The 23,626-nt window shown below is 54.9% G+C and carries 18 protein-coding genes; all 18 read right to left on the minus strand.

What is annotated here, in order from left to right:
- Positions 1–40: 40 nt before the first annotated feature.
- The gene (locus METH11B_RS0115455) at positions 41–1,729 is read right to left on the minus strand and encodes a BatD family protein (RefSeq protein WP_036277630.1); all 1,689 of its coding nucleotides are present in this window, start codon (positions 1,727–1,729) and stop codon (positions 41–43) included.
- A 12-nt stretch (positions 1,730–1,741) separates the two neighbouring features.
- Entirely contained in the window at positions 1,742–4,867 is a 3,126-nt protein-coding gene (locus METH11B_RS0115460) for an efflux RND transporter permease subunit (protein ID WP_026602792.1), read from the minus strand.
- 3 nt (positions 4,868–4,870) lie between these two features.
- Positions 4,871–6,007, minus strand: a complete 1,137-nt coding sequence (locus METH11B_RS0115465) for an efflux RND transporter periplasmic adaptor subunit (RefSeq protein WP_051427008.1) — start codon at positions 6,005–6,007, stop codon at positions 4,871–4,873.
- A gap of 135 nt (positions 6,008–6,142) precedes the next feature.
- Positions 6,143–7,441 (minus strand): hemolysin family protein, encoded by a 1,299-nt coding sequence (locus METH11B_RS0115470; RefSeq protein ID WP_026602794.1) that lies wholly within the window; start codon positions 7,439–7,441, stop codon positions 6,143–6,145.
- Between the two features lie 103 nt (positions 7,442–7,544).
- Positions 7,545–9,332: a vWA domain-containing protein gene (locus tag METH11B_RS0115475; RefSeq protein ID WP_026602795.1), complete on the minus strand. Its 1,788-nt coding sequence runs from the start codon at positions 9,330–9,332 to the stop codon at positions 7,545–7,547.
- Positions 9,329–10,315 (minus strand): vWA domain-containing protein, encoded by a 987-nt coding sequence (locus METH11B_RS0115480; protein WP_026602796.1) that lies wholly within the window; start codon positions 10,313–10,315, stop codon positions 9,329–9,331. Before METH11B_RS0115480 ends, METH11B_RS0115475 begins: the two co-directional genes overlap by 4 nt.
- The gene (locus tag METH11B_RS0115485) at positions 10,312–10,779 is read right to left on the minus strand and encodes a DUF4381 domain-containing protein (RefSeq protein ID WP_026602797.1); all 468 of its coding nucleotides are present in this window, start codon (positions 10,777–10,779) and stop codon (positions 10,312–10,314) included. The genes METH11B_RS0115480 and METH11B_RS0115485 overlap by 4 nt, the downstream gene beginning before the upstream one ends.
- Before the next feature lie 9 nt (positions 10,780–10,788).
- A complete protein-coding gene (locus tag METH11B_RS0115490) occupies positions 10,789–14,946 on the minus strand; it encodes an EAL domain-containing protein (protein WP_026602798.1) in 4,158 nt (1,385 codons plus the stop codon).
- Between the two features lie 18 nt (positions 14,947–14,964).
- Positions 14,965–15,882 carry a DUF58 domain-containing protein gene (locus tag METH11B_RS0115495; protein ID WP_026602799.1) on the minus strand — a complete coding sequence of 306 codons (918 nt, stop codon included), beginning with the start codon at positions 15,880–15,882 and terminating at the stop codon, positions 14,965–14,967.
- Positions 15,883–16,869: an AAA family ATPase gene (locus tag METH11B_RS0115500; RefSeq protein ID WP_026602800.1), complete on the minus strand. Its 987-nt coding sequence runs from the start codon at positions 16,867–16,869 to the stop codon at positions 15,883–15,885.
- A gap of 66 nt (positions 16,870–16,935) precedes the next feature.
- Positions 16,936–17,640 carry a TIGR00730 family Rossman fold protein gene (locus METH11B_RS0115505; protein ID WP_020483980.1) on the minus strand — a complete coding sequence of 235 codons (705 nt, stop codon included), beginning with the start codon at positions 17,638–17,640 and terminating at the stop codon, positions 16,936–16,938.
- 55 nt (positions 17,641–17,695) lie between these two features.
- Positions 17,696–18,985 (minus strand): dihydroorotase, encoded by a 1,290-nt coding sequence (locus METH11B_RS0115510; protein ID WP_026602801.1) that lies wholly within the window; start codon positions 18,983–18,985, stop codon positions 17,696–17,698.
- Between the two features lie 70 nt (positions 18,986–19,055).
- Positions 19,056–20,021 (minus strand): aspartate carbamoyltransferase catalytic subunit, encoded by a 966-nt coding sequence (locus tag METH11B_RS0115515; protein ID WP_026602802.1) that lies wholly within the window; start codon positions 20,019–20,021, stop codon positions 19,056–19,058.
- Positions 20,018–20,539 (minus strand): bifunctional pyr operon transcriptional regulator/uracil phosphoribosyltransferase PyrR, encoded by a 522-nt coding sequence (gene pyrR, locus METH11B_RS0115520; RefSeq protein WP_036277634.1) that lies wholly within the window; start codon positions 20,537–20,539, stop codon positions 20,018–20,020. Before pyrR ends, METH11B_RS0115515 begins: the two co-directional genes overlap by 4 nt.
- A gap of 100 nt (positions 20,540–20,639) precedes the next feature.
- Positions 20,640–21,086, minus strand: a complete 447-nt coding sequence (gene ruvX / locus METH11B_RS0115525) for a Holliday junction resolvase RuvX (RefSeq protein ID WP_026602804.1) — start codon at positions 21,084–21,086, stop codon at positions 20,640–20,642.
- Positions 21,079–21,645 (minus strand): YqgE/AlgH family protein, encoded by a 567-nt coding sequence (locus tag METH11B_RS0115530; protein ID WP_026602805.1) that lies wholly within the window; start codon positions 21,643–21,645, stop codon positions 21,079–21,081. The genes ruvX and METH11B_RS0115530 overlap by 8 nt, the downstream gene beginning before the upstream one ends.
- 16 nt (positions 21,646–21,661) lie before the next feature.
- The gene (locus tag METH11B_RS0115535) at positions 21,662–22,555 is read right to left on the minus strand and encodes an energy transducer TonB (protein ID WP_026602806.1); all 894 of its coding nucleotides are present in this window, start codon (positions 22,553–22,555) and stop codon (positions 21,662–21,664) included.
- 1 nt (position 22,556) lies between these two features.
- Complete coding sequence (gene gshB / locus METH11B_RS0115540; RefSeq protein WP_036276050.1) at positions 22,557–23,507, minus strand: glutathione synthase; 951 nt, start codon at positions 23,505–23,507, stop codon at positions 22,557–22,559.
- Between the last annotated feature and the right edge of the window lie 119 nt (positions 23,508–23,626).

The raw sequence follows: 23,626 nt of genomic DNA on the forward strand, positions 1-23,626 counted from the left end.
TGCGGATAGACAAGATCTTGCACCTCTACAGCTTCGAACCTTAGATCTTGAACAAGGGCTCCAAACCGTCATTGCTTTTCCCCTCGCCGCTGGTCGCTGCGGGTTTAGTCGAAAATGCCTGCCAAAGATTCCGGCCTTGCCAATCCTGATTCCGTCCGGAATATAACAAGCGATTCAGTGCCAAAATCTCTTCACGGAGTGCCCCGGTACAATGCGCCGCAATCGCCCCTAAACTCTCCGCGCCGAACTCGGCCTTACCCCATTGCAGCAAGGCCTGTTTGGCGGCCTGCGGGTTATTTTCCCAACAAGCGCGTTTCAGGGTCTTTTCCAGCGCGGTTTCCGGCACAAGCTCAACGCGTTTGGCCGTTGAACCTTTGGTGGATGGGCGACGATACAACACGACGATGGTCAGTAACCAGCCTAGTGCCAAAGTCGCCGATACAGCTTGCCAAATACGGGTATCGCTGCTGCTGGTAACAGTAATCGGCGACGTGGTCACTGGGCTGGTTGCCGGCTCTTGCGGCGCAGTCGATGTAGCGGGCGGAGCCGGCACATGGGCATCCGTTGCACCGGCCAAGGCCGTGAGCTTGACGCTGGGCAGGTGTGCCGTTTCCATTTTCTGGGTTTTGGTGTTGAACCAAACGATGTCCAGCGCCGGCAAACTGTATTCGCCGGGCTTGGAAGGGATGAAGGCAATTTTTTCCTCGCGCAGTGCGGTCAAGCCGTCGCTTTCCTTATCTTCCTTCAGCACTGGTTGATCCGGATAGGTTTTGATACCGTCGATAGCGGTCTTATCGAGCAGCTCCGGTAACTGGCCCACCGTGGCACCTTTCGCGCTGAGCGTCAGCGTGCGGGTCAGGGGTTCGCCGACTTTGGTTTGCAGGCTGGAGTCGGACCAGGTTTCGCTAAGTTTTAATGACTCGGCGCTCAACCAGTTCGGGCCTTTAAAGCTGGCCGGCACCGCTTGTACGTTTAAAGTGATGGCTTTGGAAGCCACCCGCCGAGTTTCGGTGTCTGGTCGATTGAAGAAGCCGTTAAAACGTGGTTGGCGTTGATTGCTCAGGTATTCGGCATTCAGGATCAGCGGCGCAATGGTAAATACGCCGCTTTGTTGCGGAAAAATGGCATATTTCCGTTCGGTCACCCAATAATCCACGCCCTTGATCTGGGTGGCGTAGGTACTGTCCTCGCCCAGTTTTTCGACCAGCGCATCCTTGATCTCCGGCTCGCTAAGACTGGCCTGGGTAATCTGTACTTTGCGGAACAACTTCAGCGTGTACAACACCTGCGACTGCACGTAAGGTTGCTCGGGCGTGGCTGTCACGTCCAGAAATATGTCGTCGTTGCCTTGCGGGGCAGCGGTGTTTTCGTTGACGACCAGTTTCAAAGGCTTGCTGCTGTCGGCGCCGAAGGCAATCGGCGGAATGAACAACTCGCCGGCTTGTTTGGCCATCGCCCGCAAAACCCACTGTTCGCTACGACTGCTCTTGCCATTCACCCACGACGAATTACTGCTGCGTTGCTGACTGAGAATTTCGAAATTTTCCTGCAAGGGCGCGAAATCGGGGTTGCCGTCCGGATCTTCGCTGGCCGTGAAGGTAATCTGAAACGATTCGTTAAGGCCGACCGGATTGCGATCAACCGCCACTTGAATCTCTGCCGCCTGTATCGCAGTGCTGAGCAGCATTAACAGGCCATACAGCAGCCACGAGTAACTATGTCTATGCATACAATTGATCAATTACTTCATCGAAAAAGGTTTATGTATATCGCGGCGATCATCGAACCATCCGTATAACACCGGCAATACCACCAGCGTCAGCAGCGTCGAACTAATCAAGCCGCCTATCACCACGATAGCCAAGGGCTTTTGCACTTCGGAACCGGGGCCGATGGCAAACAAAAACGGCACCAGACCCAGCAAGGCCACCGTGGCCGTCATCATCACCGGCCGAAAACGCTGTTCGCAACCGCGCCGTATCGCATAATCCAGACTCAGGCCGCTTTCCCGCTGCGAACGGATATACGATACCAATACCACGCCGTTCAGCACCGCTATGCCCCACAAGGCGATGAATCCCACCGAAGCCGGCACCGACAGGTACTCGCCGCTGAGAAACAGCGTGATGATGCCGCCAATCGACGCAAACGGCAGCACCAGAATAATCAATGCGGCAAAGCGTAGCGATTTAAACAACATAAACAGCAAAAAGAATATCGCCGCGATAGTGACCGGAATAATCATCTGCAAATGCCCCAAAGCCCGTTCCATATTCTGGAACTGGCCGCCCCATTGCAAATAATAGCCTTCCGGCAATTGCACCTTGTCGGCCACGGCTTTTTGCAGCTCGGCCACAAAACCGCCCAAATCCCGGTCGCGAACGTTAATACCTACCACGATGCGGCGTTTACCCATTTCCCGGCTGATCAAGGCCGGGCCGTCGTTTAAGGTGATGTTGCTGACATCGCCCAGCGGCACGCGCGCGCCGTTCGCGGAGGTCAGCATCAACGCGTCGATGGCGCCGATATTATTCCGAAATTGCTCCGGCAGGCGCACCGCCGCCGAAAAGCGCCGTTCGCCTTGATAAATCTCGGTTGCCACTTTGCCGGCTATCGCGGTTTCTATGACATCGTGAATGTCCGCTGCATTCAAACCGTGGCGGGCGATGGCTTGCCTATCGACGGTGATATTTAAATATTGCTGACCGGTCAGGCGCTCAACCCGAATATCGCGGGCACCGTTCACGCTGTTGGCTACGCCTGCAATAGCGTCCGCTAGGCGTTTCAGTTCAGCCAGATCGTCGCCGAACACTTTCACCGCTACATCGGAGCGCACGCCGGTGACCATTTCGTCCACCCGGTCGGAAATCGGCTGGGCCATCACCACCTGCATGCCGGGCAGATTTTCGGTGAGTTTCGCGCTCATCGCATCGGCTATATCGTCCTGAGTCCAGCCTTTCGGCCACTCTTCGCGGGGCTTCAACGTAACGATGGGCGTCGATTCGTTTTGCGCTTGCGGATCGGCCGGACTTTCGCCGCGACCCACGCCGCTGACCACGGTTTTCACGCCGGGAATTTCCATCACCATCTTCATCGCCTGCATTTCCACATTGATGCTTTCCTCAAGCGAAATATTCGGCATCCGGTTAATCCCCGGCACGATGGAGCCTTCCTTCATTTCCGGAATGAACGACGTGCCCAGCAAAGGCAACAAGGCTAGTGTCGCAGCGAACACGCCGACCGCGCCGCCCACCACCTTCAGCCGATTGGCCATAGACCAATCCAGCATGCGTAGATAAATCCGCTTAATTAAGGCGATCAGCCGGGTGTCGTGTTCGCCGTCGTGCCCCTCCAGTAAAAAAGCGCACAGTACCGGCGACAAGGTCAGCGACACGATCAGCGAAATCAGCAACGCTATCGCGATGGTATACGCCAGCGGCGCGAACATCTTGCCTTCCATGCCTTGCAGCGTCATCAGCGGTAAAAATACCAATATGATGATACCCACGCCGAACAGCACCGGCGTCGCCACTTCCTGGGCGGCGGTCATTACTACTTTCACCCGGCTGGTGGCGCGGCCCTTGCGTTCGCCGAGCAGTCGAAACGCGTTTTCCACCACCACCACCGAGCCGTCCACCATTAAACCAATCGCAATCGCCAAGCCGCCCAGCGACATCAAATTGGCGGAAAGACCGAGCTGATTCATCGCGATAAAGGTGACCAAGGGCGTCACGATCAAGGTGCTGACCACGATCAAGCTGGAACGCACATCGCCCAGAAACAGAAACAAAACGATCACCACCAATACGATACCTTCCAGCAAAACCTTGGTCACGGTATGCAAGGCCGCATCGACCAGATCGCTACGGTCGTAATAGGAGATAATTTTCAGGCCATGCGGTAGCATGCCTTTCGCGTTGATTTCCGCCACTCGCGCCTTGATACGGCTCACCACTTCCTTGGCATTACCGCCGCGCAGCATCATGACCACGCCACCGACGGCTTCGGTATAACCGTCCTTCAGGACCGCGCCAACCCGCACTTCATGGCCGATTTTGATTTCGGCAACATCGTGCATATGCACCGGCACGGCGTTTTCTTCCTTCAAGACGATATTGCCGATGTCTTTGACCTCGTTAATCAAGCCGACGCCGCGAATCAGGTATTGCTCGGCATAATGCGGCAACACGCCGCCGCCGCTGTTGGCGTTATTTCTGGCCAGCGCCTCGAATACTTCATTCAAGGAAATTCGATAGTGGTGCAGGCGATTGGGATTGACCAACACCTGGTATTGCTTGACATAGCCGCCCTGGGAATTGATTTCCGCGACGCCGGGAATCCCACGCAACAGCGGCCGCACCACCCAGTCCTGCGCTTCGCGGCGTTGCTGCAATTCCTCCTGGGTCAAGGCACGTTGGCCATCGTCGTCACGTTCCAAGGTATATTGATAGACCTCGCCCAAACCGGTGGACACCGGCCCCAGCACCGGATTGATACCTTCCGGCATTTGCTGTTTTACCTCGATCAGCCGTTCCATCACCAATTGCCGGGCGAAATACACTTCGGTGCTATCGGTGAAAATCAAGGTAATCAACGACAGGCCGTTTTTGTTCATGGAGCGCATTTCTTCCAGGCCGGGCAGGCCGGCCATCGCTATTTCCAAGGGTACGGTGACCAGACGTTCAACTTCGTCCGGCGAGCGGCCGGTGGCTTCGGTGGCGATTTGGACCTGGATATTGGTGACATCCGGGAACGCATCCACCGACAACTGCTGCACGGCACGCACACCGAACAGCGTGACCGCCACCGCCAGCACCGCCACCAGAACGCGCTGATGCAGAGCGGCTGCAATAAGGCTATTAATCATGCTTTACTCCAAGGTGCTGCGCAGGCGTTCGTTATTTAAATGAAACGCACCGCCCACGACAATTTTTTCACCCGCTTTCAAGCCTTCCAGCAAGGGTCGTTTCTGGGCTTCTTCGCGACCCAGCCGCACCGGGCGTAATTCAAAACGTGCCGAGCCGGTGTCGACAAACACAAAATCCTTATCATTTTCCCTAACCACTGCCTGACTGGGGACGATTAAAGTTTGCGAACCGGGCTTGCTGATTTTCAAGGTGGCCAGCATCTGCGGCTTGAACAATCGCTGCGGATTGGCCAAGGCCATCCGCACCGTCACCGTACGCGTGTCGGAATCGACCATATCGGCGACATAAATCAGCTTGCCGCTAACCTCCTGCCCCGGCAACGCCGGCACCTCGGCGAAAGCTTGATCGCCTTGCCGCGCCCAATGCGCTTGTTGCTCGGGAATTTCCGCGACCAGCCACAGCTGCGACAAGTCCGCAACGGTGTACAAGGCGTCTGCCGGCTGTACCACTTGGCCGATGGCGACGTTACGTTCGATCACCACCCCATCGATGCTGGCTGTGACCGGAGAGTAAGAATGAATGCTGCGTTGTTTGTCCAGGCGTTTTAAATCGGCTTCGCTCATGCCCATCACCCGCAACTGATCGCTGGCAGCGCGTAAATCCACATCCGCTTCGGTCAACACGCTCTGCCGCTCCTGAAACTCGGCCTCCGCGATCACACCGCTTTCCAGCAAGCGCTCGGCGCGTTTGACGGTAATCCGGCGTAAATTGACTTGAGACGCGGCTTTCAAATAGTCGGACTGCGCTTTGCCCAACTCGGTACTGTTCAGTAGCGCCAGACGTTCGCCCTTTTTCACTGCTTGACCGAGCATGGCATCGATTTCGGTAATCCGCCCGGTAACCGAGGCACCGATGCGCGCGACCCTATGTTGATCCAATTCCACCCTGGCCGAAAGATTCAGAGATTCACCGACTTCGCCGGGTTTAACCTCGGCGATGCTCAGCAGCTTTAACAAGGCGGGCGAGGCTTCCAGGACCGGTTTCAAATCGGCGCCAAAGGCGGGTAAGGCAAAACTCAGCAAAAACAGTGCTGCCGTAAGCGACGAGGAGTGAAGTGGAGTCTGGAGCGTGGGTGTCATGGTCTTTCCTTTAAACAAAATAATTTTTTCAAGCAATTAACTAATAACGGACTATGCCGGATGCAAGCCACGTTAGCGGATAGCTTGGTTGGCGCCTATTGCGCTTTTGGCCGACAAACGCAATTTAACGAAGCGCTAAATTGCGGCCTCGGGCGGCATTTGGCTAACCAACACCTTGTCAATGCGAGTGCCGTCGATATCGACGATCTCGAAACGCCATTGCCGGAATTCGAAGTTGTCCGTTACTTGGGGAATTTTTTCCAGGTAAAACAGAATGAAGCCGCCCACAGTGTGATAGGCATTGTCGGCCTCGCCGGGTAAATTGCCGTCCATACCGATCACCGTTTTCAAACGCTGAATCGATAAGCCGCCATCCACCAACCACGAACCATCGCTACGTTGCACCACATCGATGTCCAGATTGGTGCGACTGGGCAGGTGGCCGACGATGGCTTTCAGCACATCACTGAGCGTCACCAAGCCCTCAATGTCGCCATATTCGTCTACGACCAGCGCCAGATCGGCTCGCTTTTCCTGGAAAAATTCCAGTAATTGCCTTAGCGTCATGGCTTCCGGCACATATAACGGCGCATGCAGGATAGGTGCAATATCCAAGGCTGCACCGGCCATTGCCGGTTTCAGCAGATCGCTTCTTTGCAAGATTCCGACCACATTTTCCAGACCGTCTCGGCAGATTACCGCCCGGGCGTAGGGGCAGTCGGCGATTTCGGCGCGCACTGTCGCTTCCGGATCGCTTAAATCGATAGCGTATATCTGCTGCCGGGGCGTCATGGCCGCGCCGAGCATTTGTTCATCCAGTTGCAAGACGTTGCCGACCAAATGGCTTTCGCTGGCGTGAAACACGCCGGATTCCGCACCGATTTCCATCAGCAGTTTGATTTCTTCGTTGGTGACGCTGGTCTGCGGCGGCCGATGCGCGCCGAATAGCCGTAGTATCAACGTACTAGACGACGACAGCAGCCAAACGACCGGACTGGCAACCTGCGACAGCGTATGCATAGGCCGGGCGATAAACACCGCAATCCGCTCCGGATGCAGCAAAGCCAGCCGCTTGGGCACCAGTTCGCCGATGACTACGGAACAATAAGTAATCAGAAAGACTGTGGCGATTAGCGCAATACTCTGGGCGTAGGGCGTCAGCAGGGGGATGTTCAGCAGTTGCCGATACAAAGGCTCGGTCAAAGCCTCCTCACCCAACGCGCCACTGAGAATACCGACAGACGTGATGCCGACCTGCACCGTGGATAAAAACCGCGACGGATCTTTATGTAGCCTCAGTGCGGTACGTGCACCGGCGCGTTTTTCGCCGGCCAGTTTTTGTAGGCGGGCCAGCCCGGACGAGACCAGCGACATTTCCGACATCGCAAACACGCCGTTGATCAGGATCAAAATCAGTATTAAGCCTATATCCATCGTTTCATAGCACCACGAGTTGTTAGAGTGTCGGGCTTACGGTGCCTGGTTTTAATCAAGACCAAAGCCACCTTGAATTTTCAGTCTGTATTCCTACCGGGATTTACCATGCCGGACCGGACTGGTTAGCTCGATTGCGCTGACCGTATTGATATTTGAATTTACGCTTCAACAAGCCGGTCGGCTCGTCCGGTATGCGCTTCAATAATTGCTCGTTGGCACGTTCTGTTTCATTTTTTTCCGTGGCTTGCGCAGCTTTTTCCTGGTCTGTCGGCTCTTGCTTGGGCGGCTGCGGCTCAGCTTGTTGTTTGGCCTCCGCTTCGGACTGTTGTTCTTCTTTTGCCTTATTTTGTTCCGCGTCCTGCTTGGCGTCGGCTTTTTGCTGGTCTTGCGGCTTTTGCTCCTGCTGCGAGTCTTTATCGGCTTGATCAGACTTGCCGTCCTGCTGTTGCTGTTTTTGCTGTTGATCGGACGATTTCTGTTTGTCCTGTTTTTGCTCGTCTTGCTGATTTTTGTCCTGTGGCTTTTGTTCCTGTTCTTTCAACTTCTTCTCGACCAGTTCCTTATTGTATTTCGCGTCCTGATGCTTAGGATCAAGTTGCAGCGCCTGTTGATAGGCTTGCACGGCTTTCTGCAACTGGCCGGCCTGAGCCAAGGCATTGCCGCGATTGTAATGACCTTCCGCACTTTGGGTGTTTTTCAAGGTCTCGGCAGCTTCTTGATATTGACCGGCCTTATATTGCGCGGCAGCGCGCCAGTCTGGATTATCGAATTGCTCGGCTGCTTGCTGATATTGCTGTTGCTCGAAAGCCTGTTTGGCGCGTTGATCGGGCGTTTGCCACAGGCTCTGCCAGTCCAGGGCGTAGCTATTTTTCGGCAACGGCAATAAACACAGCAAGGCCAATAACAAACCTTTTCTAAATTGCAAAGCCGCCCAAGGCAATACCAGCAACAGCAACCAGGGACCTTTTTCATCCCATTGTTGCAACAACAGATTGCTATCCAAATTTTCGCCACCAGTGTCGGCGCTATTGAACAAACGCCCCAAATTCTCGACATCCGCATCGTTTGCGGTCACCGGCTGATAAATACCGCGACCATGCTGGGCTAACGTGCTCAGCGCGGCCTCGTCCAACTTCGCGACCACGATAGCGCCATTACTGTCCTTTAAAAACCCGGCCCCCTGTAACTGGATAGGCGCCCCTTCCGGCGTGCCCATCGCCAGTACCGAGAGCCGATAATCGCCCAGCCAGTGTTCGGCCTGCTCGGCCACATCGGCATCGGCGCCGTCGGTGACCAGCAGGATATGTCCCTTGACCAGGCCGGCCTGGCGCAGCAAAGCCACCGCCGCATTCAATGCCAGACTGGTGTTGCTGCCCGGACTGGGCATGATGTCGGTGGTCAGCGCGGTTAGCTGGCTATCGATGGTAGCGGTATCGTTGGTCAACGGTGTGACGGTAAAGGCATCGCCGCCGTAGACCAGCAGCGCGGTTTGACCGTCCTTGCGTTGCTTCAGTAAATCGGCGATTTTGTAGCGGGCCTTGCCGATACGGCTGGGTTTGATGTCGGCGGCATCCATGGATTTGGACAAATCCAGCGCAATCACCAGCGCAGCATCGTTTCTAAAGGCCGGGCCGGGCAGGCGCTGCCAGGTCGGACCGGCCAATGCAACGATGGTCAGCAACGCGGCAAAACCGGCGCCGAACAGATGCCCGCGCGATTGTTGCAGCGGTTTGTCTTGCAAAATAAAGGGCAACAACTCGGCATCGCAGACTTCGCTCCAGTTACCGCGCCCATGCCGATGCCGCACCAACAAGATCAAAAACAGCGCGGCCGGTAATACAGCCAGCAACCACCAGGGCCGCAGGAAATGAAAATCGGCAAAATTCATGACCACCTCAATCGGGCCAAGGTTAACCTGCCCGTCAATAACAAGGCCAGGCCCAGCGGCCAATAAAACAATTCGCTGCGCGGCCGGAAGTATTGTTTGTCTTTTTCAACCGGTTCCAGTTGATCCAGCATGCGGTAGATTTTTTCCAGCTCTTCGGTGTTTCGAGCCCGGAAATAATGGCCACCGGTGGCTTCGGCAATCGCGGTCAGAGTCTTTTCGTCCAGATCGGCGGAGGGGTTGACGCGGCGGGTGCCGAACAGGCTGCGCACCAACACTTCGTCGGCGCCTATGCCTATCGTGTAGATTTTCAGTTTGTGTTCTGCAGCCAGTTCAGCCGCTTTCAAAGGCGTCAACTCCCCGGCGGTATTGGCGCCGTCGGTCAACAAAATCAACACCCGGCTGGCATCTTGCTGCTGTTGCAGACGTTTGATTGCCAAACCGATAGCGTCGCCTATCGAGGTTTTCGGGTCGTCCTCGGTAATGCCTATAAACGCCTCGTGCAACAAGGTTTGCACGGTCTTGCGATCAAAAGTCAACGGCACATGTAAATAAGCTTGCGTACCGAACAGGATCAAACCCAAGCGGTCACCGACCCGGCGTTGAATAAAATCGCCGGCCACTTGCTTGATGGCGGTTAAGCGATCCACGCGCTGCTTGCCGAGGATGAAATCTTCCTCCTGCATACTGCCGGATACGTCCACTGCCAGCATCAAGTCGCGGCCGCTGACTGCTTGCTCGATGGGTTCGCCCAGCCATTGCGGACGAGCGGCCGCCACCAGCAAACACAGCCAAGCCAGAGCCGCCAACCACAGCGGCCAGCGCTTCTCGCTACTAACCACCCGACTGGCGCCGGGGCCGAAATCGTCCAGAAACGGTACTTTCAATGCCGCTTGTTGGGCGACGGCACGTGCCGGCAACAGCCAACGCAATAACAGCGGTAGCGGTAACAACCATAACAACCAAGGCCAGTGCAATTCGATCATCTTTTTTTCGCCTGCTGCTTCAACCAGCGTTCGCACAACTCGAATAACGCCTCCAGTTCTGCGTCGGACGGTGGTGTTTGCCGGTAATGGCCGTCGGCCAGACAACGGCCGGGACCTTGACTAAACGGTGCATCCGGTAGGGATTGGTCCAGGTAGCTTAGCCAAGCCTCGCCACGCAAGCTGGCAGCATCGCTGCGCGGCGCAGTACTGATGGCTACGCGCCGCAACAAGGCGGACAAGGCCGCCAGAGTCTGTCTGGTATCGGCGCCGCTATCCCGGCGAATGGCGGACAACAACTTGGCGGCAGTTTTGGCCGCAGTCTGGCGGCGGATGCGTTTATAAAAATAGCGGCACAAAAAAATCAGTAACGGCAGCAATACCACTAACAACCACCAGCCCGGCGCCGGTGGCCAAAATGTCACCGAATCGGGCAAATGAATATCTTTTAAAGGCAATGGTTCCATGTTGAATGTCTACATCTCGTCCAAATTGGGGAGTGGGGTATACAAAACCAGCAGGTCGTCGATTTGCAGCTGAATAGCCCGCAGATCGTTAAATCCTGCTCGCGCGGCATCGCGCTGGCCAGCTTCGTAGCGCTTTAGCAGACTCTCGGCCAGCACATGTAGTTGCCGTTGTAATTGTTCGATACTTTCCAGCCAATCATGGGCATACTGTTTGTCGTGTTGTACTTGCTTCAACCAACGGCCCAGATGGGTACGGCGCTGGTCCATGATGGGCCAGCTTTTCACGACACCTTGCGGCTCCGCGAATAGACAGGCTTGTACCCGTTGCAACCACTGCCGGGTGTCGAACCGGCGAATCGCAATGTCGATCTGTTCTGCCGACAGCTCGGCCTCCGCATAAATTTGCCAGTCGCCGAAAGGCCGGTAAGCAATCACCCAGTCCGCAATCGCCGCAGCAGGCATCGGACGGGCAATCGCGTAACCTTGCAGCAGATGGCAACCCAGCAGCAACAGCACGATGCCTTGTTCCTGGCTTTCCACGCCTTCCGCGACGACTTCCCGGTTAAAAGCCTGGCTGAGTGCGATCACGCTTTCGATGATGGCGTAGTCGTCGGGATCGTCGAGCATATCGCGGACAAAGGTCTGATCGATCTTGACGGTATCTACCGATAAATGCCGCAAATGCGTCAACGAGGAGTAGCCGGTACCGAAGTCGTCCAGGGCCACGCTGATCCCCAGTTGTTCCCGGCAGCTTTTGATAATCCGGTTCACCGCCGACAAATCATCCAATGCGGTGCTTTCCAGAATTTCCAATTGCAGATAACGGGCATCCAGTTCCGGATGAAGGCGCAACGTTTCTTCTATATAAGCGCCGATGCCGGACCACAGCAGATGATAGGAGGAGATATTGACGCTGACCTCCAACAATAGCCCCCGCGCGTGCCAACCGGCCAACTGCTCGCAGGCTTGCGCAATGACCCAATTGCCGATGCGGATTTCCAGATCGGTGGAGGCAATCACCGGCAGAAACTCCAACGGCGGCACCATGCCGCGCTGCGGATGCTGCCAACGGATCAAGGCTTCCACGCCTTTAACCTGGCCGGTTTTTATGTCGACCTTGGGTTGGTAATACATGCACAATTCGTTATTTAAAAACGCCGCTTCGATGTCGCGCAACTGTTGGTGGCGATGCATGACTTGTTGGTCGTGGCTGGCATCGAACAACTGGCAACGGTTTTTACCGGCCAATTTGGCCTGGTACATGGCATAGTCGGCATGCCGCAATAAGGCGTCGGCGTCGGCATCATCCAGCGGATACACGGTAAAACCGCTACTGGCGCCGACCGAAATAGGCTGATCGTCGATGACATACGGCAGGGCGATCGCCCGATGAATCCGCATGATGGTTTGTTCGCATTGCTCGATCGAGTCTACATTGCCCAACAACAGCGCAAATTCGTCACCACCGTGCCGGGATACGCTGTCTTCCTCGCGAATCGCGTTTTTGATTCGTTCGGCCACTTCAACCAACACCCGATCACCGATGTCGTGGCCGAATTGGTCGTTGACCGGCTTGAAGCCGTCCAGGTCCAGAAAGCAAATCGCCAGCAAGGTGTTTTCCCGCTTGCTGTGGGCGATGGCCTGATTCAAGCGATCAGCGAATAAAATCCGATTCGGCAGGCGGGTGAGCGGATCGTAATGAGCAAACAATTCCAGCAGCTGTTGCTGCTGCTTGGCCTGCGTGACATCGGAAAATAGCCCGATATAGTGAGTGACCTTGCCGTCGGCATCGCACAAGGCGGAAACCGTCAGCCATTGCGCATACAACTCGCCGTTTTTTTTGCGGTTCCACAATTCGCCTTGCCAATGTTGCGCTTCACGCAAGGCTTGCCACATATCCCGGTAAAAATCCGCACCGTATTTGCCGGACTGCAAGATACTGGGGTTTCGGCCTATCACTTCGGCCCGGCTATAGCCGGTAATTTCGGAAAAAGTCGGATTCACATCGACGATGATTCCGGTGGGATCGGTAATTAAAATGCCTTCGTGCGCCTCGCTGAATACCCGCGCGGCCAGTTTCAGATGTTCTTCGGCCTGCTTGCGTTCGGTAATGTCGCGGGTCAAACCCAACAGGGCCGCGATATTACCTTCAGCATCGCGCATTGGCACCGCGTGGGTGTCTAACCAGCGTTGCCGGCCTTTCAGGCCGACGATTTCAAATTCCAGTGTGCCTGATGCGCCGGCAAACACCCGTCGAGTCAATTTTTCAAAAGCAGTCCGGTATCGGGGCAACACCAAGTCTCCCAGGCGTCCTTGTTGGGCTTGTTCCAGCGTGTCGGCCTCTATCATGTCCAGACCGGCGCGGTTCATTTGCAATAAGCTGCCGTCCCGTCCCAGCAGTTTCACGCACTCCGGTTCAGAATCGACGATAGTGCGCAGCTTTAATTCCGATTCCTTGGCGATATTGGCAGCGGTTTCCAACTCCGCAACCGCATCGGCCAATGCCTGGGTGCGTTCTTCCACCAACGCTTGCACGGAGGCGGTTCTGCCGCTGATGATCAGCAATAAAATACTCAGCAAGCTGGTAAAACAGAGCCCGCCGATCAGCGTAATCAAAGGTAGCGTTGAACCTTGTTCGTTGACAAAATCGCTATCCGGAGTGACGGTAATTTGCCAATTACGATCCACAAACGCAAAGCTACGCTGCCATTTTTTCAAGTCGTAGTTTAACGACACCTGCTTGCGTACCGGTTTTACATACAAAGCAGTTTCTCCGGCGGGCGCGCTGAGATCATCAATGCTGATGCCCAGCGTATCGGTGTTAAGCCCCCTGGTAACTATTTCCACCATTTTGGTCGGCAGAACGATTGCAGTGACATAGCCGGCAATATCCAAGGCGTCGCCGTCAGCGTTACGCCGGCGAACCGGAATGGACACCAAAATGCCGGGATCCGTATCGTCACGCTGTATCAGCGTCAGTTTTTGCGAGGCGGTAGGTTTACCGCTGGCGCGGGCCAGATTTTTTGCTTGGCGGCTAAGTGGATTTGTCATGGAATCGAAGCCGAAGGCTTTTTCGTTGCCGGCCATCGGCTCCACAAACATGATTGGAAAATACTCCGGTCTGGCGCTGGCTTTCACCAATTGACCGGTACTGTCTCGTTCGATAACCCGAAAATCAGGAAATCCTTCGGCGCGGACTGCTTGTTCGAAGGCAGGCAAATCGGCTTGGGCGATCAGAGGTAGCCATTCCAGGGCCTGAATTTCCGGATGGCGTTGCAGGATACCCTGGGAAAATACGCTGAATTCGGCTCTATTCACTTGCCCGGATGCCAAAAATACATCTCTTAGCGCCAGCGTACTGTCGATTACATCAATGGCATATTCCACCAGCAGCCGGTCTATCTCGCCGGCCCGACTATCGAAAGCTTGTTGAATGCGCGTGCGTTCCGCTTGAAAGGCTTGCAAAAATACCAGTACCAATGCCAGCAGTGTGCCCAATAAAGGCAGCGCTACACTCAAGCGCCGCGCTTGCCAAAGCGCACGGGGGCGTCCGAAATAACAAAACAATAGCGGCGTCACAATCATCACGCCCAAACTGTCGCCAACCCACCAGTTTCGCCAGGACGACCAGAGTTGCGCATGGCTCATCAAGTCCAATGAATAAAGTACGGATCCGCCGACGCTGGGTGCTATCAGACAGGCTACCGGTCCGGCCAGGACAAAAAACTTGAGGATGGCGGCAGGACTATCCAATTTTGGCAAACCCGGCTCTACGTAGGCTTTGGATAAGGCCAGGGCCACCAGCGCTTGCAAGGCGCTGCCGCCACCAATTGCAAAGGAAGACATCGCGGTTTGAGCGGTGAGTTGACCGGAAAACTCAATAGTCACCAGGAAATTGCTTAGCGCTGCGCCCAGCCAGATTCCGGGCCAAAGCTTGCGGCCGCCGATAAACAGCGCGGCCAGTGCGATCCCGGCCGGCGGCCATAGCGGACTGGCATAGCCGGGCGGAATGATCATTTTGACGCCCAGCCAGCCGCCGACAAACATCAACAAACTCAGTATGCCGATATGTACCAGCCGTATTAAAGGCCCAATAGGCGCGGTATTTCGGCGGTCTGGCTTTTGCGACGATACATCGGCTGAGTTGAACAACTTGGAAATTTGCATGGCCTGATTGAGAACTTTTTAGGCCGCCGGATGCGCGCGGGTGCCGTTCAATGCGTCCAAAGGCGCTTGCTGGGTCGTGCAGGGTATCAAGGTCAGACGCAGTTTATTGGCCAGCTTTTGCAGATACTCCTGCCGATCCTGAAAACGTTGCCGATAGGCTTGTAGACGCTGTTTGTCACCGCTATCGAACAGCACTTCGCGCCAGCCGTCGGTAAAGCGGTAGCGGCCTTGGGTCGGCAAACTGCTCTCCAGCGGATCGGCGATGTGCACTAACACTACTTCGTAATGTCGGGCCAGATTAGCCAAATGATTTTCGGCCGCGCCATTCATCCCGCGAAAATCGCTGAGGATATAGACCCGACTGCCAGGTCGGGCATGATGCAGCAATCTGGCTAAAGGTTGCGCCAGATTGACCACGGCTGCGCCGTTATAGTCCGGATTGACCAGAGTATTCAAAAATCTTAACAGCGCCGGTTTGCCGGTTTGCGGTTTCAATTCCTGGCAACCGTCATCGCTGAAAATCTGTCCGCCAATCCGGTCGCCTTGCTTCAATGCCGCCCAAGCCAGCAAACCGGCCAAGCGGGCTGCCTGCACGGACTTGAACACGCCGCGCGTGGCAAATGCCATGGTTGCGCGGTAATCCACCGCGATGAACATTGGGCGCTCGCGTTCTTCCTTGAAAATTTTGCTGTGGGGCTTATCGGTGCGGGCCGTCACGCGCCAGTCGATACGCCGCACATCATCGCCCGGTTGATAGAGCCGCGTTTCGTCGAAAGCCATGCCGCGCCCTTTCAGATGCGACAGATAATTACCGCTTTGCGCGGCGCGGATATTGGCGTGTCCTAGGCTGAGCATGCCGGCCGGTTTGGCCAGATCCACCAAGGCTTTGAGAGTGACCGTAACCCGGGGGTTGTCGGTCGCTGGCGATTTAGTCATTTAGGGTACGGCAATTCTGGCTATCAGTTCTTTGATCACATAATCGCTGCTAATGCCTTCCGCTTCCGCTTCGTAAGACAAAATTAGGCGATGGCGCAACACGTCGTAAGCCATATCTTGAATGTCGCCCGGATCGACAAAATCGCGCTGTTGCAACCAGGCTTTGGCGCGAGCGCAGCGGTCCAGGGCGATGCTGGCGCGCGGGCTGGCGCCGTACTGAATCCAGCCAGCCAAATCCTGGCCATAAACCCCGGGATTACGGGTCGCCAGCACGATTTGCAGCAGATACTGCTCCAAACTGTCGGCCAGATATAACTCCAGCACTTCGCCGCGCGCCGCGAATAAAGCTTGCTGGCTGACTTTTGGTTGTGCGCCGCCCTGGTTTTGCAAGGCGCCCTTGGCTTCGGCGCGAGCCAGATGCAAGATGGCTTGCTCGTGTTCGGCATTGGGATAATCGATTTTCACATGCAGCAAAAATCTATCCAGTTGCGCTTCCGGCAGGGGGTAAGTGCCTTCCTGCTCAATAGGATTTTGCGTGGCCATAACCATGAACAAGGGCGGCAATGGATACGTGGCTTTGCCGACCGTAATCTGCCGTTCCGCCATCGCTTCCAGCAAGGCGGCCTGCACCTTGGCCGGCGCACGGTTGATCTCATCAGCCAGAATCAGATTATGAAATAGCGGGCCTTTCTGAAATTCGAAACTGCCTTGCTGCGGCCGGTATATTTCGGTGCCGGTCAAATCGGCCGGCAACAGGTCAGGGGTAAACTGCACCCGATGGAAATCGGCTTCTATCCCTTGGCTAAGTACATTGATCGCGCGGGTTTTCGCCAAACCCGGCGCACCTTCCACCAACAAATGACCATCGGCCAGCAGGGCAATGAGCATTCTTTCGACCAGTACTTCCTGGCCGATGATCTGAGTATTGATGTGGGTTTTGAGATTTTGTAAGGCGGCTTGGCTGGGGCTAAGACTTGTCGCAGTCATGTGTATGAAAAATCCTTATGTTTAACAAAAATGTGACCGAGTTGAGTCCTGAAAGTTGCGCTGCGCTTAATTTTTGCGCTGCAAATCTTTCCACTCGCGATGCGCAACCATGATATCGACCACTTTTTGCGGATCGTCGGTGACGGTGATCAGCGCCAAATCTTCCTCGGAAATGGTGCCGTATTCCATCATCTTGGCTTTCATCCAATCCATCAGGCCGCTCCAAAAATCGGTGCCGAACAATACCAACGGAATCGGATAGATCTTGTGGGTTTGCATCAAGGTCAACGCTTCGAAGAACTCGTCCAGCGTGCCAAAGCCGCCCGGCATGCAGACGTAACCAATCGAATATCGCACGAACATCACTTTACGCACGAAAAAATAGCGAAAATTAAGCGAAATATTTTGGTACGGGTTGGGCGTTTGCTCCATCGGTAATTCGATGTTCAAGCCTATGGACGGTTGATCGTGCAGGATGGCGCCTTTGTTGGCGGCCTCCATCACGCCAGGGCCACCGCCGCTGATGACGGCAAAGCCTTCCTTGCTGAGCATTTCCGCCAATTCCACGGTTTTTTGATAATAAAAATGCTCGGGTGGCAACCGGGCGGAACCGAAAATCGAAATCGCGTCGCACAAACCGGACAGTTCGTCGAAGCCTTCGGTAAATTCGCTGATGATGCGAAAAATGCGCCAGGATTGATCACCTTTCAGGTCGTCGATGATACTGGAGGACATCGAGCCGTCGGCGCGGCGGTTTTTGATACAACTCATGATTTATTCCTTACTGAGCACGCTGTGCTACTTACAATGGGACGAAATAATCTAGTCACGGCAACTCTGCCAAGCGATACACCGGCTTACCGGCCAGCAAGGTCTGGGTCACGCGTCCGCTCAAGGTCTGTTGCCAATACGGCGTATTGCAACCGGCGCTAAGCCAGTTGTTGTGGTTAACCTGCCAGCTGGCTTGCGGATCGAAAATACACACATCGGCCGCATAGCCCGGCGTTAATGCACCGGTTGCCAGACCCAAAATTTGTGCCGGCTTGCAGGTCAGGTTGGCGATGGCTTGCGACAAACCGATGCGATGTTGCTGGGTTAACGCCAGCGTCAACGGCAACAAGGTTTCCAGTGCGGCAGCGCCCGCTTCGGTTTCCGGGAATGCGCCGAGTTTGGCATCCAGATCGTGCGGTTGGTGATCGGAGCAAATCGCATCGATAGTGCCGTTGACCAGACCTTCGCGCAAATATTGACGGTCGATGGCGCTACGTAGCGGCGGTATCACGTGATAATTGCTGTCGAACGGAGTAATGTGGTCTTCGGTTAAATGCAACTGATGAATCGCCACATCGGCCGTGACGTTCAGACCGTATTTCTTGGCCTGCTGTAACTTGATCACCGAATGCTTGCAGCTAATCTGACTGATATGCACGCGGCAACCGGTCAATTCCGCCAACTCCAGGCATTGGGCCAAGGCAATGGATTCGGCGGCTTCCGGAATGCCGGGCAAACCGTAACGGCTGGCTACCGCGCCTTCGTGGGCACAGCCCTTGCCGGATAAGGCGGGTTCATTAGCGCGATACATCAACAATAAGTCGTGAGTGGCGGCATATTCCATCGCCCGCCGCAATATCAACAGATTGCCGAGCGGTTCGCTGGCATTGCTGACGGCGATACAGCCGGCCTGCTTCAACGCAAACATCGCGCTCAGTTCACTGCCGGCCAAGCGCTGTGTCAATGCGCCTATGCTGTGGATTTGCGGGTAGTCGGCCTTTTCTGCCTTGTCCTTGATAAACTCGACTACCGCCGGACTATCGATGCAAGGCTTGGTATCGGGCGGCAGGCATAGCGAGGTAACGCCGGCGCTCAGAGCCGCACGGGTTTCGCTGAGGATACTGCCTTTTTGGGTATGACCGGGTTCGCGCAAGCGCACGCTCAGGTCGACGAAGCCGGGGCAAACGATCTGACCGCTGGCGTCGATTATTTGCTCGGGCGTGAAATCGGCGGCTTGCTCCAATACCGAGATGATCTTGCCGTCGGCGATGCAGACCGAGCCGATGGCGTCGATGTTATTGGCCGGATCGACGACATGGCCGTTTTTAATCAGTATTTTACTCATGCCACACCTCCGTGTGCGTCACCCTTACGGGCCGCCGTTGGCGGTGCAAAATTACTATCCTGTAATTTTGTCATGCCGCACCTCCCTGACTGTGCATCGCCATCGACATGATCGCCATGCGGACTGCCACGCCATTACTGACTTGCTGCAAGATTACTGATTGCGGGCCGTCGGCGACGCTGGAGGCAATTTCCACGCCCCGGTTGATGGGGCCGGGATGCATGACAATGGCATCGGCTTTGGCGCGTTTAAGCTTGGCTTCTGTCAAACCAAAGCAGCGGAAGAACTCACTTTCGCTGGGCAAAAACGCCGAGTTCATGCGCTCTTTTTGCAAACGCAGCATGATCACCACATCCACATCATCCAACCCTTCGTCCATATCATGCATGGGTATTACGCCCATGGTTTTGACTTGTGCCGGCAGCAAGGTCTTTGGCGCAATCACCCGCACTTCCGCAACACCTAAGGTGTTTAAAGCCAGAATCTGCGAGCGCGCTACCCGCGAATGCAGAATGTCGCCGACGATAGCCACTTTCAGACCCTCGAATTGTTTCTTATGTTGCCGGATCGTGAACATATCCAGCATCGCCTGGGTGGGATGCGCATGCTGGCCGTCGCCGGCATTGATCACGCTGATGTGCGGCGCGGTGTGTTGGGCGATGAAATGCGCAGCGCCACTGATGGCATGGCGGACCACAAACATATCGACATGCATCGCTTCCAGGTTATGAATGGTATCCAGCAGGCTTTCGCCCTTGGAGGTGGCGGAGGTGGCGATATTCATGCTCAGCACGTCTGCCGACAGCCGGGTGGCGGCTAGTTCGAAGGTGGTACGGGTGCGGGTGCTGTTTTCGAAAAACAGGTTGACGATGGTCTTGCCGCGCAGCAAGGGTACTTTTTTGACTTGATGTTCTGACATGCCGGCAAACGATTCGGCGGTATCCAGGATTTCGGTCAGCAGCTCCTTATCCAGTCCTTCGATAGTGAGAAAATGCTTGAGCTTACCCTGTTCGGTAAGCTGAATATGTCGGGTCATGCCGCCACCACTTGCGGGGATTGAATCTCGATACCCAATGGGTCGGGGCCGGTCAGTTTGATACGTTGATCGCCGGCCAGATCGATGCGGATACCGTAACAGTCAGGTTGCAACGGAATCTGCCGGCCGTTACGCTCGATCAATACCGCCAGCACCACTTGATTGGGGCGGCCGTAATCGAAAATCTCGTTTAGCGCGGCGCGGATGGTGCGGCCGGTGTAAAACACATCGTCGATCAGAATGATGTCGCGGCCTTCCAGATGCGGCGGCAATTGGCTGGTCTTGACCTTGGGATGCATGCCGATTTGCGAAAAATCATCGCGATAAAACGTGATGTCCAGCATGCCCAAGGGTTCACTCATACCCAAGCGTTGATGCATATGGCGTGCAATCCAGGCTCCACCGCTATGGATACCGATCAACAAAGGGTTATTTAGCTTACGCTCGCTAATTTGCCGGCGAATCGCGGCTTCCAGAGTGTCGAGCAGGATATCGATGTTCAGAGTGGTGATGGGCATGGCGGTTACAGGGGGAATCTTGTTATTGTTATAAAATTCGGGAAATAGCCAAAAGCGACAGGATAAAAGGCTGTTTGGCCGTAAAACCGTTTTCGTCTTTTTACTGATCAAACCAGCTTTGCAGAATTATCTGAGCGGCCAGTTGATCTTGCACGGACCACAGTTTAGCAGCGCTAACCTTTAGGTCGTCGAACAGCATTTGTTTGGCTGCGAACGTGGTTAGCGTTTCATCGATTTGATGCACCGGCAGATTGTAACGACCATTCAGCTGGCGGCAGAACTTTTGCATGCGCGGAGTAATAATATTATCCGAGCCGTCTTGTTGCCGGGAAATGCCGACCACCAGGCCTATGGGCCGCCATTCGGCGATCAACAGACCGATTTTATGCCAGTCCGGAACCTGATTAAGCGACTGTATGGTTTGCAGCGGACTGGCAATACCGGCGCCGGCATGACCCACTGCAACGCCGATTTTTTTATTGCCGAAATCAAACCCTAAATACGCGTCACTGCTGAATTTTGCCGCCAGCGGATCGACCTTAACCATGACCTGCCGGCGTGGTCAGACGGTTAATATCGATACCCAATTGTCCCGCCGCCGCATTCCAGCGCTGGCTGATCGGCGTTTCGTAGAGTATCTCTTCACCGCACGGCGTGTTCAGCCAGGCGTTTTCGACCATTTCTTTCTCTAGTTGGCCGCTACCCCAGCCGGCGTAACCTAACGCGATCAAATAATGGTTGGGACCTTTGCCTTCGGCGATAGCCTCGAGAATGTCGCGGGAACTGGTGAGGGTAATATTCTCGGCCGTGCTGATGCTGGAATCCCAGCGCTGGTCGCAGGCATCGTGAATCACGAAGCCGCGTTCCTGTTGTACCGGGCCGCCGGCGAATACCGGGGTTTCCAACACATTTTCCAGCTCGGTCTTAATCCCCATTTGCTCGAAAATATCGCGTAGTTTCATGCCGGTCGGCCGGTTGATGACGATGCCGAGCGCACCTTCTTCGTTGTGCTGGCACAGATAAGTCACCGTGTGGAAAAAATGCGGGTCGGCCAAGCCGGGCATCGCAATCAAAAACTGGTTATTTAAATAAGTAACGTCTGTCATTGGAGTGCTGTATGGGCTAGCGGGCAGTCATGCCGGTTTCGTCTGAGAATTTCCAGACCCTGGTAATCACCAAAACGTTCACTTCTCTCAACAAATCATCGGGTAAAGCGGCAAAGGGCGCACTCATTTTCACAATCCGTTTCGCGGCGTCATCCAGTGCTGAATTGCCCGAAGACCGGACGATTCGCATGCTGTAAATGCTGCCGTCGGCATTGATCCCCACGTCCATGGTCAAGGATTGCGAAACGCCTTTTTTGCGCGCGGCCTCAGGATAATTCAGATTGCCGGTGCGCTCAACCTTGTCCTCCCAATCCTTGACATATTGCGCCGCCAGATACTTATGCGTGCTAATCGAGTTGACGAATTTAATCTTAGTATCTTGCGCGCTTTGCTGGGTATTTCTGATGCGCTCGCCGAGTTGAGCGATTTGTTGCTGAAGCGCTTCAGGCGATAATTTGGGGGCGGATTCCTGAACTTCAACAGCTTCCGGTAATTCTACCGGTTGCTCGGGCTCCGTCACCACCTTAACCGGGGCTTTTGCTTGAGTAAGCAGTTTTTCGGCGACCGGCTTGACTTGCGGAACCGCCGGATGCGGCATGATTTTCTTTACCGGCGGGCTGATCGTTTGTTCCTGCGTGGCTATTTTTTGCTGCGGCGGCTCCGGTTTATGAGTTTCCTCGCCAGCACCTATTTGATGTTCTGCCGCCAGATGTTTCGCATCCTTGGGCGCCTTTTTCACCGGCGCATGAGCCACGGTGATTTCAATGGAACGGTTAATCTTGGGCGGTTGCGGTGCGGTGAAATTAACCCCCAATAACACGATCACATGCAGCACCGCCGCCACAAACAAAGCCGTCAGTAGCGAATCGCCTTGCGAGAGCGGCGTGGGAGTCAATTCCGGCGCGTGCATATCAGGCCTGGCATTGGGCGGCGATGTGATCCATTAGTTGCGCGCTAATATTGATACCGAACTGTTTATCCAGCTCCTGTACGCAGGTCGGGCTGGTGACATTCACTTCAGTCAGATAATCGCCGATGACATCCAAGCCGACAAATATCAGGCCTTTTTCGCGTAAGGTCGGCCCCACTTGTTCGGCAATCCAGCGATCACGATCACTCAAAGGCCGGCCTTCGCCACGACCGCCGGCAGCCAGATTGCCACGGCTTTCGCCGCTGGCGGGAATCCGCGCCAGACAATACGGCACCGGTTCGCCATTGACCACCAGGATCCGCTTGTCGCCATCTTTTACAGCGGGTAAATATTTTTGCGCCATGATGTAACTGTTGCCGTGCTGGGTCATGGTTTCCAGAATCACGCTGAGATTGGGGTCGTGTTCTTTGACGTAAAAGATCGAAGCGCCACCCATGCCGTCCAAGGGCTTCAGGATGATTTCCTGGTGCTCTTTTAAGAAGTCGCGGATTTTTTGAGGGTCTCGGGCTACCAAGGTGTCGGTGCAGCATTGCGGAAACCAGGCGGTGAACATTTTTTCGTTGGCGTCGCGCAGCGATTGCGGTTTGTTGACGACATAAACGCCGTGCCGCTCGGCCTGTTCCAGCATATACGTGGCGTAAATATATTCCTGGTTGAAGGGCGGATCCTTACGCATGATAATCGCGTCCAATTCGGACAAGGCGATTTGCTTTTCGCCGAGAAACCGATGCCATTGTTTTTCGTCGCGCTCGACTTCCAGCAGGCGGGTGCGAGCGTACGCATCGCCGTTGCGCATATACAGGTCGGAAAGTTCCATGTAATGCAGTTCCCATCCGCGCGCCTGGGCTTCCAGCAGCATCGCGAAACTGGTGTCCTTTTTAATATTGATTTGGCCGATGGGGTCCATGACCACGCCGAGTTTAATAGTCATTAAAGTCCTGTAAATTCCGAAGCAAGGGGAAATAAAACCGATTTTATCAAATTTATTTTGCAGGCTGTTGTTTACCAACAAAAGTTTTTTTGTTATAAAGCGCGGCTATTTTGAATTAA

Source organism: Methylomonas sp. 11b, assembly GCF_000515215.1.
Classification (GTDB): Bacteria; Pseudomonadota; Gammaproteobacteria; order Methylococcales; family Methylomonadaceae; genus Methylomonas.

Coding starts and splice junctions, on each gene's coding strand:
- METH11B_RS0115530 (WP_026602805.1), bottom strand. CDS start 21,645: ATGACAGACGTTACTTATTTAAATAACCAGTTTTTGATTGCGATGCCC.
- METH11B_RS0115510 (WP_026602801.1), bottom strand. CDS start 18,985: ATGAGTAAAATACTGATTAAAAACGGCCATGTCGTCGATCCGGCCAAT.
- METH11B_RS0115475 (WP_026602795.1), bottom strand. CDS start 9,332: ATGAATTTTGCCGATTTTCATTTCCTGCGGCCCTGGTGGTTGCTGGCT.
- pyrR (WP_036277634.1), bottom strand. CDS start 20,539: ATGCCCATCACCACTCTGAACATCGATATCCTGCTCGACACTCTGGAA.
- METH11B_RS0115500 (WP_026602800.1), bottom strand. CDS start 16,869: ATGACTGCGACAAGTCTTAGCCCCAGCCAAGCCGCCTTACAAAATCTC.
- METH11B_RS0115485 (WP_026602797.1), bottom strand. CDS start 10,779: ATGGAACCATTGCCTTTAAAAGATATTCATTTGCCCGATTCGGTGACA.
- METH11B_RS0115465 (WP_051427008.1), bottom strand. CDS start 6,007: ATGACACCCACGCTCCAGACTCCACTTCACTCCTCGTCGCTTACGGCA.
- ruvX (WP_026602804.1), bottom strand. CDS start 21,086: ATGGTTAAGGTCGATCCGCTGGCGGCAAAATTCAGCAGTGACGCGTAT.
- METH11B_RS0115480 (WP_026602796.1), bottom strand. CDS start 10,315: ATGATCGAATTGCACTGGCCTTGGTTGTTATGGTTGTTACCGCTACCG.
- METH11B_RS0115505 (WP_020483980.1), bottom strand. CDS start 17,640: ATGAGTTGTATCAAAAACCGCCGCGCCGACGGCTCGATGTCCTCCAGT.
- METH11B_RS0115470 (WP_026602794.1), bottom strand. CDS start 7,441: ATGGATATAGGCTTAATACTGATTTTGATCCTGATCAACGGCGTGTTT.
- METH11B_RS0115495 (WP_026602799.1), bottom strand. CDS start 15,882: ATGACTAAATCGCCAGCGACCGACAACCCCCGGGTTACGGTCACTCTC.
- METH11B_RS0115460 (WP_026602792.1), bottom strand. CDS start 4,867: ATGATTAATAGCCTTATTGCAGCCGCTCTGCATCAGCGCGTTCTGGTG.
- METH11B_RS0115490 (WP_026602798.1), bottom strand. CDS start 14,946: ATGCAAATTTCCAAGTTGTTCAACTCAGCCGATGTATCGTCGCAAAAG.
- METH11B_RS0115535 (WP_026602806.1), bottom strand. CDS start 22,555: ATGCACGCGCCGGAATTGACTCCCACGCCGCTCTCGCAAGGCGATTCG.
- METH11B_RS0115515 (WP_026602802.1), bottom strand. CDS start 20,021: ATGACCCGACATATTCAGCTTACCGAACAGGGTAAGCTCAAGCATTTT.
- gshB (WP_036276050.1), bottom strand. CDS start 23,507: ATGACTATTAAACTCGGCGTGGTCATGGACCCCATCGGCCAAATCAAT.
- METH11B_RS0115455 (WP_036277630.1), bottom strand. CDS start 1,729: ATGCATAGACATAGTTACTCGTGGCTGCTGTATGGCCTGTTAATGCTG.